Genomic DNA, 16,761 nt, shown 5'->3' with positions numbered 1-16,761 from the left:
AACTCGGTCGAATTATCGGCCGGGTGGCATACGCGTATGTCCAGCCGGTAACGGTAAAGGCGTGTGCGCCTGTACGTTCGTCAGGTTTCCAACATCCGGCTTCGGCCGTCGCTCCCGAGAGGTACATAGGGGCGACATAGGGTCAAAGCTGAAGGTCGCTCCCCAGCAGGGGGTGACGACATGCATGATGACGCCGGAAAGCCGGAATCCACGACGCCTGATAAGACGACTGCTGCCAGTCTGAAGCGCAAGGCTGCCAAACTCTCGAAAGACGCCGTGTCGATAGCGGGCAAGACCGCAACGCTGGTTGGCGATCTTAACGGTGACGGCAAGGTCGACGAGGAAGATGCCAAGATAGCCCGCGACCATGTTGCGTCTGCACTTTCGGCTGGGGCCGAGGAAGCTGGCAAGCTTGCCAAGTCTGTAGCCCGCACCCCTCTGACCAAAGACGTTGCGTCCTATGCCGCCATAGGCGCTGCCATTGCGATCCCGCTTCCTGTTGTCGGCCCCGCCATTGGTGCTGCCGTTGGGGCTGGGTTTGGCCTGTTTCGTAACATGAAGCGTACACCCCAGGACGCCCAAGAAGTTTCCGAACCTTCGGCAGACCCGCTGGCTGAGTTGGAACGCCTGCACACGTTGAAGGAAAAGGGCATTCTCACGGACGAGGAGTTCTTGGCCCAGAAGCGCAAGCTTCTGAAATGATATCGACATTCAGGCCTACGTCTTGTCCCTGCTAATCCGCGCCCTGACAGCACTTGTCGTACTTATCGCGGTCATCAATGCGGTGGCCGTGGCTGTGCCGCTGGCGATACTGGCTGGGCTGATTTTCCGAACCAAGCAAACCTTAGCAGTCCTCGCCTTCTGTGTGGCTTTGGCTGCATTCGCTGCCCATCCAGGCGTCGGTCTTTTGGTCATTGGTTTGCTCGCTGCAATCTCATGGCTGCAAAAGGGCAAGCGGCCGCAAGAGGATGCCAAGGCGTTGCCACCATCGGGCGGCTGACGCGATGCATCCCGCCCTCAATTTACCCCCGAAAGGAAGAACTATGAAACGCAACCTGTTGGTTGTGGTGACCCTCGTCGTCTGTGCGGGCGTCGGGGGCGCTTACATTGTGCAAAAGGGTAGTCCGTCGGACACCCTGATGCTGAACAACGACGGCACGACCGTCGAAGCAAGCTGGTTGCCCGACTGGCTGTATCGCCGTCAGAGCACGGACTACTCCACCATCGTCAAAGACGCATTCCAGCAACGCAGTCGCTTCCTGACGATGACCGTCGAACAAGACATCGTGCGAGATCAACCGCTGGAAGTCCGTCTTTTGGGGATGCCCTCCCGTGCGCGGATTCGCGTCACCTACCACGTGCAGTACCCGATCGGGTACGTGCTCGAACCCGGCAAGTTCGACGTCTCAGGCGAGGGCGATACGCTGGTCATCACGCTGGAACGGCCAACGGTCATTGCAGACGTTGCGGTCCGTCTGAAATCGCACAAGACCCTAGATGGTGGCCTGCTTATCGACGAGCAGGAAGCTTTGCTGACGCTGCAACAGCGCATCCAGCCGGACGCCCAGAACCGTGCTCCTGCCATTCTGGCCCGGCCGGGGATCATCCCGACCAGTGAAGCCGCCTTGCGTGGTTTCCTGCAGCCAATTCTGGCCTCGAAAGCGGCTGGCATGCAGGTTCCAAAGATCCGTTTTGAATATCGCTAATCACCAAAACCATCTCATAATAAAGGACTATATATGAACAAGCTGCTTGTGGCTGCCTCAGTGATGGCAGTCTCTATCGTCGCGTCTCCTGCCCATTCTGGACCAATCGAAAAGTTCGATAGAAGGATACCTGAAGTGGAACTTGTTACCTCGAAACCGATATTTGACATCGAGAGGTGCCTCATAAAGCTCGAAGATACTGACGGATTTCCAGTTGTTTACGGACAGCCAGATAAGCCGAACCAACGAATGATCGTTTGGTTTAAGGAGGATACCGACGGAACGGCGAGAGTAGATCTGCTAGGTCTTGGCGATGGAAAGACGGCTGTCAAATCCTGGAAGGTAAATAGAGAAAATAAAGAAGGATTCGATAATTGCGTTGGCTCTTAATATTTAATTCTATTATAAATTTATATCCATGATCGGTTGCCCCAGACTTTCTGGGGCTTCCGAACACGAGAGGTGCCGACGGCGCTACGCTTCGTGTTCATTCTTTTTTCCCAAGATGCACCCTGCGCCCGCCCGATCTTCTGGGCCTGTGTAGGAGGAATTGGGCCGCCCAAACCTGATCCCCACTTACCACAAACCGCCATCCATCCGACCGCCAAGGCCCCTGCCTTCGGCGGTTTTTTCGTTTCTGGAGAAATCCTATGATTATTATTACCAACACGGTCGAGATGACGCGTGTCCTGTGCCGTGTGACTGACGCGACCTTGAGGCGCATTCTGACCGAGCGCGCCGAACAGCTTGCCGAGTATGACGGTTACGACCTAGGCGAACTGGCACACTTCCTGATTGTCGAGCCCAGCGATAGCCTGGACACGATCGAGGCGGCCCTCGGCTTTTCGCCCCTCACCAACCTTGTTGAGGTGGTCGTAGATCATGGCGGATGGTTCGAAGCCGTTTTCATCTTGGGCGATGACGGGTTCGGCTGGGTGCTCTTAATCCCGGATCAGCCAGACATCGACCCTGCCTTCCTGCACCTGTGCAGTGAAACGCCGGAATCGCGTTAAAACCCATTCTTTTCATCGCCGGCTGCTCGAGGTCCGACCGCAAGGTTCGGGCTCTTTTTTTGTCAGCATTCCCAAAATCGTAGAAAGGAAACCCGCCATGCGCTTGCTCGGTTTCATCCTGCTTGCATGCTTGGTCATTACCGGCCTGCGAGCTCTCGTTACAGTCTTGGCCGTTGCTGCAATTGCCCTCCTTGCCTACGGCATCGCGTTCCAGCCGAGCAAGACCATTGCAGTCATCGGCACCTTGGCCTGTTGGTCGCTGGTGCTGGCGTTCCCCGGCGTGGCGCTGGGGGTTCTCGCCCTCGGCGTCGTCATCCAGTGGTGGCAGGGTCGGCCGCCAGTCTAGCCGAAGGTTGCCCAGAGTGGGTCGCTCGGAGCTTGTCGGTGCGGCAGATGGCTACTCCCATGCCGTCGCCCCGGTAGTGCTCTCTGGGCCACTCTGCGGCAGGTCCGTCCCGACTGTTGCCACAAGGCAACACTTGGCATGTTTTGGCTGACCACCAAAAACGCACCACGTTGACAGAGCAGATGGCTAACCCCATCTGGCGTTCACCCGAGGCGATCTTATCGCATCCAAGTGGCCGGGTTGAGGCTCAGTCCTCCCGTTTCTAGCCCAATATCTCGTTGGAACTTCCGTGGTTGCGCCACCGCCGCCAAGCAGGTGGAGGCCACGGCTAGGACGCTTCTCGCGCATCTCAGCGAAGTCGAGGTGCATGGCGGCCGTCACAGGGACCACTCCCCTGTGATCCACGGTCGCACTTCCGAGTGGACGCAGAAAGTGCGTCACAATGCCTACCAATACCAAAGATCAAAATACCAAGTCTGGATCGCCCGTCCCCTTTCTGGGAAATCTACCCAAGACCAAGGTGCCGGACTCCGAACCCGCCGCCACTGAAACGCCGGTTTCGCCGGTTTCGCCGGTTTCGCCGGTTCCAGATGCCCCCGGTGACGAAAGTGTCAGCCTCGACCACACCATCCCGGCCGTCGCCCACGACGAACTGGAGCTGGTCATGGCGGTCGCGCCGCCGCTTTTCGCCGAGCCCCCACCCGAAACCGGAAATACCGGTGAAACCGGCGCGGACCAGCCGACCACCGACCTGTCGCACGTCACGAACGCGGAGTTTGTGGCGGCGATCTTCGACGCCCTGCCCGAAGGGGCGGTCCCGATCGTGTGCGCCAAGCCGGGTGACCCGGAACAAGGGGGCTGGTACCCCAAGTCGGGCACTGCCGTCGCGACGATCTGCCTTTCCACTGACAATACCTACTTCAATTGCAGCAGTGTCTATCCCGACGAAACCGGAAAAGTCACGGCGCGGAAGGATGCAACCGCCGCTTTCCACCTCTTGATGCTCGATGATGTCGGCACGAAAGTCGATCGCAGCCTGCTTGCGGGCTTCACCCCGACGTATGCACTAGAAACCAGCCCCGGCAACTGTCAGATCGGCATCAAGCTGGATGTTCCACTGACCGATCCGAAGAAGATCGACTACCTGCAAAAGACCATCGCTACGGCCGGTCTGTGTGACAAAGGCGCGCTCGGCGCTGCGCGTTGGGCTCGCCTTCCCCAAGGCATCAACGGCAAGCGCAAGCATCGCACTGATAAGGGCAAACCATTCCAGTGCAGCCTGAAGGTCTGGAATCCGGGCCTGGCTTATTCGGTCGAGCAGATCATCGAACAGTTGGTTCCACAGGCTCCGGCTCAGGCCAACCTCCCGGCGCTGCAACCGGCAAAGGTACTGCCCGGAACGCGTGAGGTCGTCGCTCATAATGGCAACGGCATCTTTACGCCTCGGGCAGCAGAAAATCCGGTAATTACGGCGCTGCGAGAGCAAGGTTTGTACAAGCGCGAACTCTCCCCCGGCGTGCATGACATCACCTGCCCGTGGGTTCAGGAGCACACCGACGCACTCGATTCCGGCACGGCCTATTTCGAACCCGGCGGTCAGTACTCGAACGGCGGCTTCTGCTGCCAGCATTCCCACCGCGACCAGTACCATATCTCGCACCTGATCGAACATTTGGGCATCACCGTGCAGTTGGCACGCCATAAGCCGCTGGTCCAATTGCAACAGGGCGAGATGCACCGCATCGTTGCTGCGAGCGAGATGGTGCTCTCCGAGGCAGGTGACTTCTACCAGTTCGGCGGCGTCGTCGTGCGGGTTGTCACTGAACCGACGACAGGCTTGTTGACCGTCAAAGTCTCTCGCCGACCCGGCATCGCCACGGCCCTGTCTGGACAGGCGGACTGGGAACAGTTCGATAAGCGTTCGAAGAAATGGGTGCGCTGCGATCCTCCAGAACGTGTGGTGGCCGCGCTATATGAAGCTGAGAGCTATTCGTACCTGCCGCCACTTGTAGGCTTGGCCTACCAGCCGTTCTACCGCGCAGATGGTCAGTTGGTCACGACACCCGGCTACGATCGCCTTTCGATGCGCATCGGAGACTTCGACGCGGCAAAGTATGCCTCAATCGGCTCAACGCGTGAAGAAGCGCAGGCAGCCTTGGCGTTGTTGCTGGGCCTGCTCGAAGAGTTCCCGTTCGCGACGAACGCCGATCATGCCGCTGCCGTGTCGGCCCTGTTCACGGCAGCCTTGAGACCTTCGCTGGATCTGGCTCCGGGTTACAACGTCTCCGCACCGACGTGGGGCGGCGGTAAGTCCTATCTGTGCGAAGTGATCGGGCTGTTCGCCAGTGCGGGCATCCCGGCGCGTATCAGTTATCCCAAGACGCAGGAAGAGGCGGGTAAGGCTATTCTGGCCCTCCTGCTGACGTCGCCGCCGGTAATCGAGTTCGACGACATGGATGGCGATTGGAAAGCGCACAGCGTGATCAATTCTCTGTTCACCAGCCCGACCATTACCGGGCGCATCCTTGGCGTTAACAAAACCGCCACGGTCAGCACCTGCGCTCTGGTGTTGGGGTCCGGCAATAACGTCGAGCCCTCACGTGACCTGAAACGCCGCGTCGTGCCTATTCGGCTTGATCCTGCCTGCGCTAATCCCGCCCTACGACAGTTCACGGGCAACCCGCGCGCTGCCGTTAAGGCGGACCGGGAACGCTATGTCAGCGCCGTCTTGACCGTCGTTGAGGCTTGGAAAGCGGCTGGCAGCCCGAAAACCGCCTTGCCTAATGTCGCCAGCTTCGGTGGGACGTGGACTGACTACTGCCGCCATCCTCTGGTCTGGCTCGGTCTGCCCGATCCGGCCAAAGCGCTGGTCGAACAGATTAGGCATGACCCCGAGGCCGAGCAGCACGGCCTGTTCCTGCGCGAGTGGGTACGGGTTCTGGGGACAGGCCCTATTGCGGTCCGTTCCTTTGTCGCAGCGGCACACGATGATGAGGACCTGCATGAGGCTGTCATGGCGCTGCCGGTCAGCGACGGCCGTACCATCAATCGCGGCAAGCTTGGCTGGTACCTCAAGGCCAACATCGGCCGCATCGTCGATGGGTTGACCGTACGCCGCGTCGATCAGGCCAGCCGCCCGGCTTGGCGTGTCGAACGTGTCGGGGAGCCGGTTTCTCCGGTTTTGCCGGTTTCTTCCGGCACCGCCCCCGGAAATGGCAGCGACGACGGTATCGCCTTCTGACCTACCCGAACTTGGAACCGGGGCGTCACCACGCGCCTCGGTTCTACCCTCACAAAACTTTTCGCACCAGCCGCACGCCCTGCGTGTCGGCACCCATCCCACATCACATAAAAAGGAATTAACTATGGCAGTTGTGCGCATGGACGCAGCCTTCATCAATTCTCTGACCCCCGCGATGATCCCACCGGGCAAGGACAAAATCACCTTCTATTCCGACCGCGACAAAGGCCTGATGATCGAACTTCGTGCTACCGGCGGCGCGACGTTCTATCAGCGCTACTACAACGAGTACGGCAAGCTCCGCGCCAAGAGGATTGCTGCTGTAGGCGACATCACCCTCGATCAAGCCCGCAAGGCCGGGGCGAAGATCAGGGGGCAAGCGGCCCTTGGCGAAGATCCCGTTGAGGCCAAGCGTGAAAAGCGCGCCACGCCAACCTATGGCGAGTATGCACCGCGTTACCTTGCCCATACGGCGACGTATCAGCGCAGCCCGGAAACCACCGAGCAGTACATGCGCAGGCACATCCTGCCCCGGTGGCGTAAGGTCTTGCTGTCGGACATTCGGCAGGAGGATGCCGCCCTGTGGCTCGGTGAGATGGCTCAGAAGGGCTTTGCGCCCGCGACCATCGAACGTGCCCGTGTGGTCTTCTCGCATTCCCTGAAGCTGGCGCTGCAATGGGGCGTGCCGGGCCTGAGCAAAAATCCGGTCGTCGGCATTCCCCGTCCGCCGCTGAACAATGCCCGCGAACGCTACCTCACGACAGAGGAAGCCCAGCGACTTAAGTCGGCTGTGGAGCAATCGCGCAACAAGCAGCTCAAGTACATTATCGGGCTGCTCATCCAGTGCGGTTGTCGGGTCAGCGAGCTGCTACATGCCGAGTGGTCGCACTTCGATCTGGAACGCCGTCTGTGGAGGGTCGCGCAGTCGAAGACCGGCAAGGCAAGGTTCGTGCCTCTATCTCAGGGGGCACTGGACCTGATTGCCGAACTGCCCCGCTATGATCGATGCCCCTACCTCATCCCGAACCCCAAGACCTTGAAACCGTGGGTGGGCATTTTCATGAGTTGGGACACAGCCCGGAAGCAGGCAGGCATGCCGGATCTTCGGATCCACGATCTCCGGCACTCGGCTGCCTCGTTCATGGCCGGTGCCGGAATCGACCTCTACACCATCGGCAAGGTGCTGGGGCATGCCAACTACAAGACCACGCAGCGCTATGCACACCTACAATCTGATCAGCTCATTGCGGCTGTGGAGGCCGGTGCGGCGAAACTTGGCGTTCAGTGGACCCAAAGCCGGTAAAGGAGGGTGAAGCGGTCGGCACTTGATCGAACGTCCCCACCGGCCCTCCCGGCCCAATCCTTGGCTCGTGCTGAGGATTGGGTCTGGGATGGGTGGCCCTAGCTGCGCCGGTACTGCCAAAGCACTTTGCCGTTTCCGCCCTATAGACCGGCGTTCCGTCGAAAATGGGCAGGGTATGGGTCGATCAAACCGACGACACAAATCTCAATGCATTGCGTTGGTGTATATCGACTTTTCAGAAATCTTTGATGTCATGTCCCACGCGGGGTCGGAAAACAGGTCCGCGCCGAAGAAGCGGGCGCGCTGCTGGCGATGGCGCAGGATCGTGCGTACCAGCCTGGCGGGCGGCAGCGGCGCGCGCGGCTGGCGCAGGAGGGCCTGTTCCGCCTCGCCCGGCGCGGCCGCGAAGGCAAGCGCGGGCGCCTGAACCCGGCCATCGCCGGCACCATCGCCGCGATCCATGCGTTCCAGCCGGGCGGCAATCGCTTCCACCTGTTCGCTAAGCCGAAGCAGGGCCATGCGATCGGATTCGGCCAGTTCGCGCAAGGCATGGCACGGCGCCAGCGCACGCACACGGCCCAGCGCAATGACATAGTCGGCACGATCGGGATCAACCAGCAGTTGCGCGCCGGACTGGTCGATGCAGCCGAAGACATCGTCAAGCGCCCGGAGCGAGGTGGAGACGATCAGGTGGGCCCCGGCCTGGCGTACGCGCATATCGAGCCGGGAGAGCGCGGCAAGCGCAGCGGCGGTGGCATCGGGACAATCGAACAGCACGACCTCGCCCAGCGGGTGGGCATCGCCATCGAGCAGGGCTGCGACGCCCTGTGCCGTGGTGACATGGAACCCGGCATTGACCGCATCCTCACGCAGTTGCGCCAGGACATGCGGCCGATCGGTAAAGACCGCGAGGCTGAGGGCGATCCCCGCATCATTTGCGGCCAGGGCATGGGCGAATGGGGCCTGCGGCATTGTTCCGACTCCGTTCCGTTACGAACAGGAGTAGAACAAACCGGGTTCATGTCAAGATCGGAAATTCGCCTGCCCGATTCCCGACCGGGCAGGCCGAATTACGTCAGTCAGCGAACGGATCCTGAACGAGGATCGTGTCCTCGCGCTCGGGCGAGGTGCTGACGAGCGCGACCGGGGTCTGGATAAGTTCCTGCACGCGCTGGATGTATTTCACCGCCTGTGCCGGCAGGTCCGCCCACGAGCGCGCACCAGCAGTGGTGCCGCTCCAGCCTTCCATCTCCTCGTAGATCGGCTCGACATTGGCCTGGTCGGCGGCGTGGCTGGGGAAGTAATCGAGGACCTTGCCATTGAGGCGATAGCCGGTGCAGATCTTCACCGTTTCCAGCCCGTCGAGCACGTCCACCTTGGTCAGCGCGATGCCGGTGACGCCGCTGATCGCGCAGGACTGGCGCACCAGCACCGCATCGAACCAGCCGCAGCGGCGCTTGCGCCCTGTGACGGTGCCGAATTCGTGGCCGCGCTCACCGAGACGCTGGCCGGTTTCATCCTCCAGCTCGGTCGGGAACGGACCCGAGCCGACGCGGGTGGTATAGGCCTTGACGATGCCGAGCACGAAGCCGGTGGCGCTGGGCCCAAGGCCCGAGCCCGATGCGGCGGTGCCGCTGACGGTGTTTGACGAGGTGACGAAGGGGTAGGTGCCATGATCGACATCGAGCAGCACGCCCTGCGCGCCTTCGAACAGGATGCGCGCGCCGGCCTTCTTCACCGTGTTCAGCCGCTTCCACACCGGCTCGGCAAATTGCAGGACGAAGGGTGCGATTTCCTTCAGCTCGGCCAGCAGGGCCGCGCGATCGACCGGCGGCTGGCCGAAACCGGCGCGCAGGGCATCGTGGTGGGCGCAGAGCCGGTCAAGCTGGCTGTCCAGCGCATCGAGGTGGGCCAGGTCGCAGACGCGGATGGCGCGGCGGCCGACCTTGTCTTCATAGGCGGGGCCGATGCCGCGTCCGGTCGTGCCAATCTTGCCCGATCCGGCAGCGGTTTCGCGCAGGCCATCGAGATCGCGGTGGATCGGCAGGATCAGCGGGCAGTTGTCGGCAATGGCGAAGTTTTCGGCGTTGATGACCACGCCCTGCCCTTCAAGCTTGGCGACCTCTGCCTTGAGATGCCAGGGATCGAGGACAACGCCGTTGCCGATGATCGAAAGCGTGCCGGTGACGATGCCCGATGGCAGCAGGCTGAGCTTGTAGGTCTTGTCCCCCACGACGAGCGTGTGGCCGGCATTGTGGCCACCCTGGAAGCGCACGACGGCATCGGCGCGGCTTGCCAGCCAGTCGACGATCTTGCCCTTGCCTTCATCGCCCCACTGGGCGCCGATGACGGTGACGTTGGCCATGGTTACAGTCCTTCCCCTGCCGGATGACCCGCAAGCGCCCTTCGACAGGACTCGGCGCAAGGAGTGGACCAGTGCGGACCCGCGGGTCTTCGCAAACTCGGGCGCCTCTGGCCCAAGGCCCGGGGCGAGTCAAGGCGCGAGGAGCTCGCCTCGGCGGCAATTAATGGAACGCGACCGTTTCTTTACCTTGCCAGCGAGAACGAGTGGCGATAACCTGCCGGCATAAATCGGGAGAGTCGAAACCATGACCGCCATCGAACCGCTTGTGCCTGTTGCCGAAATCGACATGGCCCAGTTCCCGTGGGCAATCTCCACCGATCGCTATGTCTGCCCGGATATCGCGGCGCGCGAACGCGAAACGATCTGGATGAAGTGCTGGCAGATCGCCGGGCGCGAGGACGAGCTGCCGAATCCCGGAGACTGGAAGCGGCACGATATCCTGGACCAGTCCTTCGTCATCGTGCGCGGCAAGGATGGCAAGCTGCGCGGCTTCGTCAACGCCTGCCGCCACCGCGGCAACATCCTCTGCGATGCGGCCAAGGGCCATACGCCCAAGTTCACCTGCCCCTACCACCTGTGGACCTACGACCTTGACGGCGGCCTCTTCGCCGTCGCCCGCCCGGACCTTGTCGGACCGATCGACAAGGCCGAGCACAAGCTGCTGGAAGTGCCGGTGGATACGGCATTCGGCTTCGTGTTCATCAATCCCGATCCGCAGGCCGGACCGCTCGCCGACTTCCTCGGGCCGCAGGTGGTTGAGCGGCTGAACGCCTACAAGCTGGGCGAGATGACCCCGGTCGGCATGGACGTGCGTGAAGAGCTGGACTGCAACTGGAAGGTCGTGGTCGATGCTTTCAGCGAAGGCTATCACATCATCGGCGTCCATCCGGAACTGCTCAAGGTGATCGACCTGCAGGCGGGCAGCGCCCGGCACGGGATGTTCGGCGACCATGGCTGCGCGGTCTCGCCTTTCGAGGTCAAGGATGCGGCCAATGCCAGCCTTGAGGAACAGGTCCAGGCCATTCGCGACCTGCCTTCGACCTTCCCCACCGTCGCCGAAGTGCTGCCGCTGTTCGAAAGCATGATCGCACAGCGACGCGACGCGGCGGGCACGCTGGTGCTGGGCGAAGGCGAGACCGTGCGGACCATCCTGCAACAGGCGACCCGCCAGACGCTGACGGCCAAGGGGCTCGATGTCTCGACACTCAGCGATGACCAGATGAGCGACAACCAGGGCTGGTTCCTGTTCCCGAACTTCTTCATGACCATCCGCGCCGGCGAGGCGACGACGATCATGGCCTGGCCGCACCCGTCTGGCGATCCGGGCAAGTGCATCTGGCACGTCACCGCCTACATGTGGCTGCCAGAGGCTTTCCGCAGCCAGTATCGCGCCCAGCCGGTGGTGGTCAGCGAACGGGGCACTTACCCCTACTTCCTTGCCCTGCAGCAGGACTATGACCAGATGCCGCGCCAGCAGGCGGGCCTGCGCAACAAGGGACTGACGCACCTTTCGCTGATCCGCGAGGAGCTTTCGGTCGCGCGGTTCCACCGCGCCTGGAACCGCTGGATGGGCGCCTGACGGCACCGCAGGGCAATTCATCGCCCGTTTATCCGGCTCGTCGCATGAGTGCCTGCGACGAACGGAGGATGACGATGAAAAACAAGCTGTTCCTGGCGCTGGGGGCAAGCGCGCTGCTGGCCACGTCGATTGCCGCCGCGGCCCCCGGTGACCGTTTTCGCGAGAAGATGCGCGAACGCATGGCCGCGCGCCTGCAGGACAACCCGCAGGCGCCGGTAACCCCGCCGGCGCAGACCCTGAGCTATGGCAGCGATCGCTTGCAGGAGATCGACTTCTGGAAGCCCGCCAAGGCATCAGGCCCGGCACCGCTGGTGCTGTTCGTCCACGGCGGCGGCTGGAAGCGCGGCAGCAAGGACGTGGCGGCGAGTCGCTTTGCCCCGGCCCATTTCACCGGGCTGGGCTATGCCTATGCGGCGATCAATTATCGCCTGGTGCCGAACGCGAAGGTCGAGGACCAGGCCGAGGACGTGGCCCGGGCGCTGAAGGCCCTGCTCGACAAGGCGGGCGAACTGGGCATCGATCGCAACCGCGTGGTCATCACCGGCCACAGCGCCGGTGCCCACCTTGTCGCGCTTGTCGGCACGGACGAGCAATACCTGAAGAAAGCCGGCCTCAGCTTTGCCAACCTCGATGGCGTGATCCCCAACGACGGCGCGGCCTATGACGTGCCCGCCCAGGTGGCGCAAAGCGGCAACTTCATGAAGCCGACCTACGAGCAGGCCTTCGGCACCGAGCCGGCGCGGCAGAGGGCGCTTAGCCCGGCCCATCATGCCGGCGCACCCAATGCGCCGGCGTTCCTGCTGATCCATGTCCAGCGCAAGGATGGGGTTGAACAGAACAAGGGCCTGGAAGCAGCGCTGAAGGCCGCCGGCACGCGGGTGGAGCGGCGCGAATTCCCCGGCACCGGCTTGCAAGGGCATGGCGAGATCAACCGCCGGCTGGGCGATCCGGAATATCCGGCGACCGGCGTGGTCGATGCCTGGCTGAAGGGTGTGTTCGGCTCCTAGAGCCGGATCGCTTCGCCGTCCTCAAGGCGGTGGGTGCAGCCAAGCCTGACCGGATCGCAATCGCCGCAGAGCGCAGCGACCGTGCGCCAGCCAATCTTGCGCAGGCGATCTGCAACGGCGGCAACGTGGCCCATCGGCAGGAACAGCACTTCGCGCGGGGCTTCGGCGCTTGCCAGAGTGTCGATGAGGTCGTCGGGATAGAGCGAGAAGCCGATGGCAGGCTCGCTCTCGCCGTCGCCGGCGCCGAGGATCGTGTAAGTGCCGCCCCGCCCGAGCGCGCCCGAGAGCCCTTCGGCATAGAGCGTGAAGCCGAACCATGACTGGTATTCAAAGCCGTGGCGCTCGCTGGGATCGAGCGTCAGGCGCGCCATGCCGCCGACGCGCGCGGCAATTTCGCGCAGCGCCGCGATGCGGCCGGCCAGTGCCCCGCCGGCGTCGATTGCCGCAAGGCGCTCGATCGCGGTGTCGAACGGCCCGATGGCGGTCAGCAGCGGCAGGTAAGCCTCGCCCCCGGCTGCGACCAGCGCACCGGCATCCTTGGCATCCAGCTCGCGGCGCACCGCCTCGACCTTGTCCGCGGCAAGCGGCAGGGCCTTGGCGGCAAGGGTATCGACAAGGTCAGGCAGGGTGAAATCGACCGAAATCCCGGTCGCGCCCGCCGCCTGCAGTGCCTCGATGGCGACGGCGACGATCTCGCCGGCAGCGGCAACGCTGTCGCTGCCGATCAGTTCGGCGCCCAGTTGCAGCCGTTCGCGCGTGGGGTCCAGCCCGTCGCCCTTGATGGTGACGACCTGCCCGGCATAGCACAGGCGCAGCGGGCGCTGGGCTCCGGCAAGGCTGGTGGCGGCAATGCGGCCGACCTGCACGGTAATATCGCTGCGCAGCGCCAGGGTACGCAGCGAGGAGGGATCGACAAAGCGGAACATCCGCCGCGGCTGCACGCCGGCCATGCGGCTGGCCATCGACTTTTCGAACTCGATGCTCGGCGGCTGGACACGGTCATACCCGTGCGAATCCAGCACATCGAGCACGGAGCGCGTGACGCGGGCCGCAGCTGCCGCACTGGCGGGCAGCCGGTCTTCGAGGCCTTCGGGCAGGAGATCGCGATCGGTATCCATGTGCGGGCCTTTAGACGATACCGCAGGAATTGAAATCCTCCCCCGGCGAGGGGGAGGATTTCGGGATCAGAACGACAGGGCCATCACCCGCTTGACGCCGGCAATCGCACGCGCCTTTTCGATGACGTCGGCCGGGACCGCGCTATCGACGGAAAGCAGCAGAACCGCTTCGCCACCGGCTTCACGGCGACCCAGGTTGAACGTGCCGATGTTGATCCCGGCCTCGCCCAGCAGCGTACCGATGCGGCCGATGAAGCCGGGCACGTCGTCGTTGACGATGTACATCATGTGGCCGGCCAGTTCGGCTTCCACCTTGATGCCGAACAGTTCGACAAGGCGCGGCTCGCGGTTGGAGAACAGGGTGCCGGCAACCGAACGCTCGCCCGCATCGGTCTTCACCGAAACGCGCACCAGCGTGTGGTAATCGCCTTCCTTCTCGCTCTTCACCTCGCGCACTTCCATGCCGCGCTCCTTGGCGAGGAACGGCGCGTTGACCATGTTCACCGTATCGCTCTGCGTGCGCAGGAAGCCTGCCAGCACGGCAGCGACGATCGGCTTGGCATTGAGTTCGCCGGCCGCACCTTCGGTGTGGATCGAGATGCGCGGGATCGAACCGGTGGTCAGCTGGCCGACAAGGCTGCCGAGCTTTTCGGCGAGTTCCATGTAAGGCTTGAGCTTCGGCGCTTCCTCAGCCGAAAGGCTGGGCATGTTGAGCGCGTTGGTAACGCCGCCATTGACCAGGTAATCGGCCATCTGCTCGGCCACCTGCAGCGCCACGTTGACCTGGGCTTCGGTGGTCGAGGCGCCAAGGTGCGGGGTGCAGATGAAGTTCGGCGTGCCGAACAGGGGCGATTCCTTGGCCGGCTCGGTCTGGAACACGTCAAGCGCGGCACCGGCAACCTGGCCGCTGTCCATCGCTTCCTTCAGCGCCGCCTCGTCGATCAGGCCGCCGCGCGCGCAGTTGATGATGCGCACGCCCTTCTTGGTCTTGGCGAGGTTTTCCTTCGAAAGGATGTTGCGGGTCTGGTCGGTCAGCGGGGTGTGCAGGGTGATGAAGTCGGCACGGGCGAGCAGTTCGTCCAGTTCGACCTTCTCGATGCCCAGTTCCACCGCGCGTTCGGGCGAGAGGAACGGGTCGAAGGCGACGACCTTCATGCGCAGGCCGAGCGCGCGGGCCGCGACGATCGAGCCGATGTTGCCCGCGCCGATCAGGCCGAGCGTCTTGCCGGTGACTTCAACGCCCATGAAGCCGTTCTTGGGCCACAGGCCGGCCTGGGTCTGGGCATTGGCTTCGGGGATCTGGCGGGCCAGCGCGAACATCATGGCGATGGCGTGTTCGGCCGTGGTGATCGAGTTGCCGAACGGGGTGTTCATCACCACCACGCCCTTCGACGAGGCGTAGGGGATGTCGACATTGTCGACGCCGATACCGGCGCGGCCGATGACCTTGAGGTTCTTGGCGGCGTCGAGGATTTCCTTGGTCACGCGGGTGGACGAGCGGATGGCGACGCCATCGTAATCGCCGATGCGGGCGATGAGCTGTTCGGGCGTTTCGCCGGTGATGACATCGACATCGCAACCACGCTCTTCGAAGATCTTCGCGGCGTTGGGGTCCATCTTGTCGGAAATGAGTACGCGGGGCTTGGTCATGATCTTTGATCCTTCGTCATCCCGGACCTGATCCGGGATCCCGCTTGTCTGTGCGGGCGGGGAAAGGGGAAGCGCCCCCCGGCACAGGGCCGGGGTGACTCAAAAAGGGAAGGTCAGGCCGCAGCCTTGACGGTCGCGTAAGCCCAGTCGAGCCAGGGGCCGAGCGCCTCGATATCGGCGGTATCGACCGTGGCACCGCACCAGATGCGCAGGCCGGCAGGGGCATCGCGATAACCGGCGATGTCATAGGCCGCGCCTTCCTTTTCCAGCAGGCCGGCAAAGGCCTTGATGAAATCGGCGTCGGCGCCCTCTACCGAGAGGCAGACCGAGGTCTTGGAGCGGATGCCCTTGTCCACGGCGAGGTGGCTCAGCCAGTCACGCTCGGCGACGATCTTGTCGAGCGCGGCGGCATTGGCATTGGAACGCGCCTGCAGCCCTTCGAGACCGCCGAGCGACTTGGCCCATTCGAGCGCGAAGATCGCATCTTCGACCGCCAGCATCGACGGGGTATTGATGGTCTCGCCCTTGAACACGCCTTCGGCCAGCTTGCCCTTGGAAACCAGGCGGAACACCTTGGGCAGCGGCCAGGCGGGGGTATAGGTTTCGAGCCGTTCGACCGCGCGGGGACCAAGGATCAGCACGCCGTGGCCGCCTTCGCCGCCCAGCACCTTCTGCCAGGAGAAGGTGGCAACGTCGATCTTGTCCCACGGGATGTCGTAGGCGAAGACCGCCGAGGTGGCATCGGCGAAGGACAGGCCTTCGCGATCGGCCGGGATCCATTCGCCGTCGGGCACGCGTACGCCGGAGGTGGTGCCGTTCCAGGTGAAGAGGACGTCATCCGACCAGTCGACCTTGTCGAGATCGGGCAGCTGGCCATAGTCGGCGCGGAACACGGTGGGTTCCAGCTTGAGCTGCTTGACCGCGTCGGTCACCCAGCCTTCACCGAAGCTTTCCCAGGCCAGCGCGGTAACGCCGCGGGCGCCGAGCATGGTCCACATGGCCATTTCGAAGGCGCCGGTATCAGAACCGGGGACAATGCCGATGCGATGCGTTTCGGGCAGCTGCAGCACTTCGCGCATCAGGTCGATGCAGTACTGAAGGCGCGACTTGCCGATCTTGGCGCGGTGCGAGCGGCCAAGGCATTCGGTTGCCAGCTTTTCAGGAGAATAGCCCGGCGGCTTGGCGCAGGGACCGGAAGAAAAGAACGGCCGCGCAGGCTTGCGCGCCGGCATTGTAATGTCAGTCATGTCTGACTCTCCTTGCAGAGAGCTCGCGCGGCGTTGGGACCGCGTGGCCCGGAGCCGCTCCTAGTTGTGCGCCGCAGCATGTCAAGGCAATTCCGGAGCGACGCACTTTTTGCTGCACTTATGCTGCACCCGGCATTGCAGCATAAGTGCAACATGCAGAGGGCTTATCGCCGGCCAGCCAAAGCC

General features: G+C 62.9%; 15 protein-coding genes. 10 read left to right on the top strand and 5 right to left on the bottom strand.

Annotated features, from left to right (window positions below):
- Positions 1-180 precede the first annotated feature (180 nt).
- The 8 genes from C0V78_RS15180 to C0V78_RS12910 all read left to right on the top strand — a co-directional run bounded on the left by C0V78_RS15180 (position 181) and on the right by C0V78_RS12910 (position 7,609).
- Positions 181-702 (top strand): SHOCT domain-containing protein, encoded by a 522-nt coding sequence (locus tag C0V78_RS15180; protein WP_254049917.1) that lies wholly within the window; start codon positions 181-183, stop codon positions 700-702.
- Positions 703-724: 22 nt separating this feature from the next.
- Entirely contained in the window at positions 725-1,000 is a 276-nt protein-coding gene (locus tag C0V78_RS12935) for a hypothetical protein (RefSeq protein ID WP_101798089.1), read from the top strand.
- Between the two features lie 43 nt (positions 1,001-1,043).
- Positions 1,044-1,706, top strand: a complete 663-nt coding sequence (locus C0V78_RS12930; RefSeq protein ID WP_101798088.1) for a hypothetical protein — start codon at positions 1,044-1,046, stop codon at positions 1,704-1,706.
- Between the two features lie 33 nt (positions 1,707-1,739).
- Positions 1,740-2,096, top strand: coding sequence for a hypothetical protein (locus C0V78_RS14790; RefSeq protein ID WP_144039899.1), 357 nt, complete (start codon positions 1,740-1,742; stop codon positions 2,094-2,096).
- 260 nt (positions 2,097-2,356) lie between these two features.
- Positions 2,357-2,719: a hypothetical protein gene (locus C0V78_RS12925; protein WP_101798087.1), complete on the top strand. Its 363-nt coding sequence runs from the start codon at positions 2,357-2,359 to the stop codon at positions 2,717-2,719.
- A 166-nt stretch (positions 2,720-2,885) separates the two neighbouring features.
- Positions 2,886-3,065, top strand: coding sequence for a hypothetical protein (locus tag C0V78_RS12920; RefSeq protein WP_144039898.1), 180 nt, complete (start codon positions 2,886-2,888; stop codon positions 3,063-3,065).
- 442 nt (positions 3,066-3,507) lie between these two features.
- On the top strand, positions 3,508-6,306 hold the full coding sequence (locus C0V78_RS12915) for a DNA-primase RepB domain-containing protein (RefSeq protein ID WP_101798085.1): 2,799 nt from the start codon (positions 3,508-3,510) through the stop codon (positions 6,304-6,306).
- Between the two features lie 124 nt (positions 6,307-6,430).
- Entirely contained in the window at positions 6,431-7,609 is a 1,179-nt protein-coding gene (locus C0V78_RS12910; RefSeq protein WP_158241554.1) for a site-specific integrase, read from the top strand.
- Between the two features lie 204 nt (positions 7,610-7,813).
- Here the strand turns inward: C0V78_RS12910 and C0V78_RS12905 are convergent, their stop codons facing one another.
- Both C0V78_RS12905 and C0V78_RS12900 read right to left on the bottom strand, forming a co-directional pair.
- On the bottom strand, positions 7,814-8,581 hold the full coding sequence (locus tag C0V78_RS12905; RefSeq protein ID WP_101798083.1) for a MarR family transcriptional regulator: 768 nt from the start codon (positions 8,579-8,581) through the stop codon (positions 7,814-7,816).
- Positions 8,582-8,684: 103 nt separating this feature from the next.
- Entirely contained in the window at positions 8,685-9,974 is a 1,290-nt protein-coding gene (locus C0V78_RS12900) for an adenylosuccinate synthase (RefSeq protein ID WP_101798082.1), read from the bottom strand.
- Between the two features lie 244 nt (positions 9,975-10,218).
- Between C0V78_RS12900 and C0V78_RS12895 the strand changes: the two genes are divergently transcribed.
- The gene (locus C0V78_RS12895; protein ID WP_101798081.1) at positions 10,219-11,553 is read left to right on the top strand and encodes an SRPBCC family protein; all 1,335 of its coding nucleotides are present in this window, start codon (positions 10,219-10,221) and stop codon (positions 11,551-11,553) included.
- Positions 11,554-11,627: 74 nt separating this feature from the next.
- Positions 11,628-12,560: an alpha/beta hydrolase gene (locus C0V78_RS12890; RefSeq protein ID WP_371514440.1), complete on the top strand. Its 933-nt coding sequence runs from the start codon at positions 11,628-11,630 to the stop codon at positions 12,558-12,560.
- Here C0V78_RS12890 and C0V78_RS12885 read toward each other — a convergent pair.
- The 3 genes from C0V78_RS12885 to C0V78_RS12875 all read right to left on the bottom strand — a co-directional run bounded on the left by C0V78_RS12885 (position 12,557) and on the right by C0V78_RS12875 (position 16,575).
- Complete coding sequence (locus tag C0V78_RS12885; protein ID WP_101798080.1) at positions 12,557-13,678, bottom strand: ATP phosphoribosyltransferase regulatory subunit; 1,122 nt, start codon at positions 13,676-13,678, stop codon at positions 12,557-12,559. The two genes, C0V78_RS12890 and C0V78_RS12885, sit on opposite strands and share 4 nt — an antisense overlap.
- 66 nt (positions 13,679-13,744) lie before the next feature.
- Positions 13,745-15,328, bottom strand: coding sequence for a phosphoglycerate dehydrogenase (gene serA / locus C0V78_RS12880; RefSeq protein ID WP_101798079.1), 1,584 nt, complete (start codon positions 15,326-15,328; stop codon positions 13,745-13,747).
- 113 nt (positions 15,329-15,441) lie between these two features.
- Complete coding sequence (locus tag C0V78_RS12875) at positions 15,442-16,575, bottom strand: phosphoserine transaminase (protein WP_101798078.1); 1,134 nt, start codon at positions 16,573-16,575, stop codon at positions 15,442-15,444.
- Positions 16,576-16,761 lie beyond the last annotated feature (186 nt).

Origin of the sequence: Novosphingobium sp. TH158 (genome assembly GCF_002855555.1) — a bacterium.
In the GTDB taxonomy this organism is placed as follows: Bacteria; Pseudomonadota; Alphaproteobacteria; order Sphingomonadales; family Sphingomonadaceae; genus Novosphingobium.
Note: the sequence above shows the minus strand (reverse complement) of the source record. Positions and strands in the feature narration are given on the sequence as shown.